The 5,735-nt window shown below is 60.0% G+C and carries 5 protein-coding genes; 4 read left to right on the top strand and 1 reads right to left on the bottom strand.

The features are described 5' to 3' along the window. Positions 1-169 precede the first annotated feature (169 nt). From NW835_RS13505 to NW835_RS13495, 3 genes are all read left to right on the top strand, one after another. On the top strand, positions 170-1,078 hold the full coding sequence (locus tag NW835_RS13505) for a shikimate dehydrogenase (protein ID WP_414415549.1): 909 nt from the start codon (positions 170-172) through the stop codon (positions 1,076-1,078). A gap of 132 nt (positions 1,079-1,210) precedes the next feature. Further along, entirely contained in the window at positions 1,211-2,890 is a 1,680-nt protein-coding gene (locus tag NW835_RS13500) for a hypothetical protein (RefSeq protein ID WP_414415548.1), read from the top strand. Positions 2,891-2,928: 38 nt separating this feature from the next. Further along, complete coding sequence (locus NW835_RS13495) at positions 2,929-3,294, top strand: hypothetical protein (protein ID WP_414337410.1); 366 nt, start codon at positions 2,929-2,931, stop codon at positions 3,292-3,294. 57 nt (positions 3,295-3,351) lie between these two features. On the opposite strand, the gene argS is transcribed toward NW835_RS13495, so the two are convergent. Then, positions 3,352-5,148 (bottom strand): arginine--tRNA ligase, encoded by a 1,797-nt coding sequence (gene argS, locus NW835_RS13490; protein WP_414415547.1) that lies wholly within the window; start codon positions 5,146-5,148, stop codon positions 3,352-3,354. A gap of 310 nt (positions 5,149-5,458) precedes the next feature. On the opposite strand from argS, the gene NW835_RS13485 reads away from it, so the two are divergent. Then, positions 5,459-5,735, top strand: a 277-nt coding sequence (locus NW835_RS13485; RefSeq protein ID WP_414415546.1) for a twin-arginine translocation signal domain-containing protein, incomplete at its 3' end; no start/stop codon positions are given.

Genomic DNA, 5,735 nt, shown 5'->3' with positions numbered 1-5,735 from the left:
CAAGCGGGTGAGGAACCCCCACCCGCCTGCGCGGTGGGGTAGTTCATTCGACCACATTTCGGAAGAATCCCTGGCCAGTTGGCGGCAGCGCTACCGGCAAACTTTAGATCGGGTGGAGTCGGAGTCTAACTAATTGGAGCTACAGGGCAGGGATCCCTTAGGAGCTGGGGTGGACAGGCGGATTTCGGGAAGTACGCAATTGCTGGGCCTGATCGGGGATCCGGTGGCCCACAGCCTATCCCCGGCGATGCACAACGCTGCCTTGGCGGCCATGGGAGAAGACTACTGCTACGTGCCCTTTCCGGTGGCGGCAGAGCGCCTGGCAGTGGCGGTGGCCGGGCTGGCGGCCATCGGGGTGCGGGGGTTTAACGTCACCATTCCCCACAAGCAGGCGATTCTGCCTTTGCTCAGCCAGGTGGAAGCGCGGGCGGCAAAGGTGGGAGCAGTAAACACGGTCTACGCCTTGCCGGAGGGAGGCTGGGGCGGCACCAACACCGATATCGACGGCTTTGTTCAGCCTTTGCGGGGCTTGGAAAAAGGGATCCCGACCCTGATCCTGGGCTGTGGCGGGGCGGCGCGGGCGGCCATCCAGGGCTGTTTGGAGTTGGAGTTGGGGCCAGTACGGGTGGCCGGGCGATCCCCTGAGAAGTTACGGGCTTTGCAACAGACCTGGCCCCAGGTGGAAACGCTGAGCTGGGCCGAGCTGGATCGCCACTTGCCCGAGACTTCCCTTGTGGTCAACACCACCCCCGTGGGCATGTACAAGCCGGGATCCCCTGCCGAGCTGTCTCCCCTTAGCCGGGAGCAGCTGCACCTTCTGCCCGCCGGCGCCGTTGTCTACGATCTCATCTATGTACCGGATCCCACTCCCCTGCTGCGGATGGCCGCAGAGTTAGGCCATACCCCCATCAGTGGGCTGGAGATGCTGATCCACCAGGGGGCCAAGGCCCTCTCCCTCTGGCTGGGGGGCAAGCCTGTGCCGGTGGAGGTAATGCGGCAGGCGGCCCGGCAGCAGTTGGCCCAGATTGAGGCAGATAGGGCAAGGGATCCCAAGCCCCAGCTCTCCTCTCAAAGTTGAGCGCAATTGGCTGGGGGCGGGAACAATTGCCTCGGGCCTGCCGATCTCTAGGGGGAGATAGAGCTAAAGCAATTCTCGATGGGGTTAAGGGTGTTAAGGTTGCCGAGGCGGCAGCGGAAATGGCTTGTAGGTGTGCTTGGCACACTGATGTGGCTGGGATCCGGAATTGCCGCCCAGGCCCAATTCCCTAGGTTTGGCCATTCTCTTTTCCCGGACTCCGGTTCCGCGCTTCAGGGCAGCGAGAACCAGACAGGATCCCTGTCTGCTCCTCAGCTCGATGCCTTCTGCCGGCAACCCCCTGAGGAAGTGGCGCGCAAGGCTCAACTGCGCCAGCGGGCCACCCAGTCAGAGGCCGCTTGGGCCGAATACACCCAAGTCTTAGCCGAACATCGCGCTGCCTTGATGGCCTGCCGCAGCCGCCGTTGGCCGCAAATCCAAGCCATTTGGGTGCGCTTGCATCCCTGTGATGCCAAGCCGGGCGTACTGGATCAGGTGTTTGACCAAGTGGTGAACCTGGGCTACAACCGCGTTTTTATCGAGACGCTTCACGATGGCCGCTCCGTTCTGCCCGATGGAGCGGGCGGGATCTGGCCCAGCCTGCAGCCCAATGCTGATTTGTTGGATTTGGCTTTCAAGGCGGCGCGACGGCGGGGGCTATCGGCCTATGCCTGGGTGTTTTCCCTCAATTTCGGCTACAGCTACGGGCTTCTCCCAGATCGCCAGAAAGTTCTGGCCCGCAACGGCCGTGGCCTCACCACCGTCTTGGATCCGGCGACAGCCCTTGCGGAAGATTTGGGCAGCCCGGATGAGGTGTTTGTGGATCCCTTCCATCCCATGGCGCGACGGGATTTTGCCGAGCTAATCCGCCGCATCCTGCAGCGGCAGCCGGATGGGATCCTCTTCGACTACATTCGCTATCCGCGCGGCTCTGGGGGATCCAGTGTGGCAGCCACTGTTCGGGATCTGTGGATCCATGGGGAGGCGGCCCGGCAAGCCTACCTGGATTTGGCAGAAAACCCGGCGGGCCGAGCCTTGCTGGAGCGTTACCTCAGCCAGGGCTATATTACTGTGGCGGATGTTCTTCATCTGGATGCCACCTATGCCGAAGAGCCCCGCTGGCGCCAGCCAGGGGATCCCAAGCCCAGCGCAAGCAGGGAGCGGCCGCTTTCTCCAGAACTAGGGGACGGGATGGCCCAAAGCAAAGCAGGCGAGAATTGGCATTCCACCCATGCCGATTTAGAAGGTGATTCAGGGAATAGGGATTTAGAGAATTTGGCGGCTCCCCGTCCAAAAGCAGCGCCGCCGGATCCCACCCCTACCCCTAGCGCCGCTCTCCGACAGGAGCGCTGGCAAGAGCAGCTCTGGCAGCTCAGCGTTGAGTTTGCCCGCTATGGGATCCTCGATTACCTGCGGCAAGCTGCCCAACCGGCCCAAAGCCTTGGGATCCCGACCGGGGCCGTCTTTTTCCCCGAGGGCAACCAGGCGGTGGGAGAAGGGTTCGACGCCCGTCTCCAGCCTTGGGATCGCTTTGATCCCGGCATGGAGTGGCACCCGATGTCCTATGCCAAGTGCGAGGCTAGCTCCTGTGTAGTGCAGCAAGTGGAGCGAGTCTTGGCTGTGGCTTCTCCTCAAACCTTTGTGTGTCCGGCTATTGCCGGCCTATGGGGACAAGCGCAGCGAAAACGCCCCAGCTTGGAAATCCAGATGGGATCCCTGGCCCGCCGCTTTCCGCAGTTGCCTTGTGTGAGCCACTTTGCCCTCTCTTGGATCGAGCCGGAGCTGGAGCGCAGCCGTCGCACCTGTCAATTCTGATGCTCACCCCACACCCGCAAGTTGGGAATTCTGAAATTATGAACCCCGAACAATTCGATCTGATTAACCGCTTGTTTCAACTCACGTTTCAAATCGGGGATCGCTTGGGATGTGAGTCTTCTGACCCCGCTCAACTACTCCTGACCGACCGGCCCGGCCTAGAAGCAAGCCACCTATATTTCCCGTCCGATTACGTTTACGAGGATCTGGATCCCGAAGTGTGGGCCAATTATGCGGCTGAGGTGCCAGCTTTATCGCAGATGGCTGACCTTTTGCAATCCTATCCCCTCACCCGTGGCATTTATCGCCAAGACGAGGTTTCGTGGTGGATTTGCGCTTTTTGGATGGCCCAAGAGGGATTGGGAACCAACGTGCTCTTGCGCGCCCACAGAGTCGAAACTTAGGCAGTTGATCCCCAAGTTCCCTCTCGTCTTGGGATGGGGATCGGTTTTACTTAACATCTACATCGACTCTGGCGCGCTCAGGCCGAGAATGCCGGTGAGCACGTTAAATAAAACCTGTCGCGTGGCCTGCACCAATTGGATGCGGGCTTGGGCCAAAAGAGGATCCTCTTTTAAGAGGGGCAAAATGCGGCAGTTGTCGTAAAACTTGTTGAAATCGGCAGCAATCGCCTCGGCATAGCGAATGATCTTGTGAGGGGCGCGCTCTTCGGCAGCGGCAATCAGCTCATCGGGCAGGGCCAAGAGGCGCAGCAGCAGGGATCGCTCTTCAGGTTCTTTGTAGGGCAGTTTTTGCTGCTCCGTCAAAGCAACTGTGGCGGTTAGCTGCACCTGTTCCTCTTCCTGTAACCGCCGCAGCAGGGTACAGCAGCGGGCATGGCTGTAGTGGACATAGACCACCGGGTTGTCGAAAGTTTGCTTGACGGCCAAATCCAAATCAAAGTTGATGGGGCTGTCCATGCTGCTGCTGAGCAAAAACCAGCGGGCTGCATCGACCCCCACGCCAATTTCGGGATCCTCAATAAGATCGTTTAAGGAGACAAAATTGCCGGTGCGCTTCGACATGCGCACTTCGGTCTTCTCGCCGGTTTCCGGGTCGGTTTTGAACAATTTGACAAATTGTCCAATCAGGATCTCCAGCTTGACCTCTGGGCTGAAGGCGCCCACCGCCGCCCTTAAACGACCGATATAGCCGTGGTGATCCGAGCCGAGGATGTTGATGAGTCGCTGATAGCCCCGCCGCACTTTGTCGCGGTGGTAGGCAATATCGGCGGCCAGGTAGGTAAAGGAGCCATCGGCCTTTTGCACCACCCGATCCTTGTCGTCGCCAAACTCTTGGGTTTTGAAATAGACGGCCTCTTCCGCCCCCGGCTTGGGATCCTCACCCCGCGGCGCCTTAGCCCTGTAGAGGAAGCCGCGCTCCTGCAGCTCCTGCAAAGCCTGTTGGATGGCGCTCAGCCCTGTCTGGGGATCGGGGGTGTGCAGGCGGCGTTCGCTAAACCAGTGATCGAACTCGGTGCGCAGTTGTTGCAGGGTCTGCTGTTGCCAGGCCAGCATTTCCTGGTAAGCAAAATCGGTGTACTCTTCCGGGGTGGTGGGCAGAGGGCGGATCCCGGCCTTGACCTGATCCAACAGCCGCCGGGCGATATCGACCAAATAGCTGCCGTGGTAGGCATCTTCCGGCAGAGCCACCTCTTCGCCTTGCAGTTGTCGCACCCGCACTTCTAGCGACTGGCCCAGGAGCCGCATCTGGTTGCCAGCATCGTTGATGTAGAACTCCCGCTCCACCTGGTGCCCCGTCCAGCGCAGCAGGTTGGCCAGGGTCGAGCCGACGGCAGCCCAGCGCCCATGTCCCACGTGCAGCGGCCCCGTTGGGTTAGCGGAAACATACTCCAGCAGGATGCGCTCGGGATGGGGGGCAGCGGTTTTGCCGAAATCTTCCCCCAACCGCAACAGCTCTTGCAATCGCTCGGCCAAAAAGGGATCCCCCAGCCGGAAGTTGAGGTACCCACCGCCTGCCACCTTGGTTTCTATGTCCGGCAGATCCAGGTGTTTTTGCAGGGTTTGGGCAATTTGGGCCGGCGCCATGCGGCAGAGCTTGGCCATCCCCAAGGGGGTAGGACAGGCGTAGTCGCCGTAGCGGGGATCGCTGGGGATCTGGATCACGGGAGTAACCCCTGCCGCCTGCTCAGGTGTTAGGGATCCCAGTTGGCCTGCGGCTACCGCCCGTTGAAGACTCTCGGATACGGCGGCGGCGAGGAACCGAATCAGGGAGGTGGATAGGGGTTGAGTGGCCATAGCGGTTCGCGTTGGCAGACCTCGAGGGAAGTTCCAGGGATGTCAAGAAGCACTATCATATCGACAACCAACCGGCTTTGACAAAAGAACAGATCCTCCCCAGCTAGACACTGCCCTTACCTGCCTTGCGAAAACCAATCTGAGAAACCGGTGGAACAGAGTTCTCGGTCGGGCTTTAAGGTATCCTAAAATACAAGAGCTTGGCCCCACCTTGCTAGGTTGGTTGCTAGCTGTTGTCAGCTCAGGTCAAGTTTTGCCACCTTTCCCCCTGCGGATCCCTACTGAGCCAGGTGCTGCGGAGCATATGGATATGTCCATCTCGAAATCGTCGCGTCGCCAATTCCTGCAATCTGCTGCTGCGGCTGCCTCTCTGGTGGCCGTTGGCGGGCTAAAGGCCAAGGCTCAGAGCCGCGGGCCGCTTCTGGTTTCCCAGGGCCTGACGCCCCTGAAGTTCACCCTTTCTTGGTTGCCTTCCTCGATGGATACCCCCCTTGGAACTGCGATCTTGAAGGGCTACTTTGCTGAAGAGGGGCTAGAAGTAACCTACGAGCGCGGCTTTGGCTCTGCCGATTCCATCACTAAGATTG

The sequence above is a fragment of the Synechococcus sp. OH2 genome (assembly GCF_047462155.1).
GTDB lineage: Bacteria > Cyanobacteriota > Cyanobacteriia > Thermostichales > Thermostichaceae > Thermostichus.
The sequence above is the reverse complement of the archived record's forward strand: the minus strand, read 5'-3'. Positions and strand labels throughout refer to the sequence as shown.

Excerpts from the sequence above, each read along its gene's own strand:
- NW835_RS13495 (WP_414337410.1), top strand. The coding sequence starts at position 2,929 with ATGAACCCCGAACAATTCGATCTGATTAACCGCTTGTTTCAACTCACG.
- argS (WP_414415547.1), bottom strand. The coding sequence starts at position 5,148 with ATGGCCACTCAACCCCTATCCACCTCCCTGATTCGGTTCCTCGCCGCC.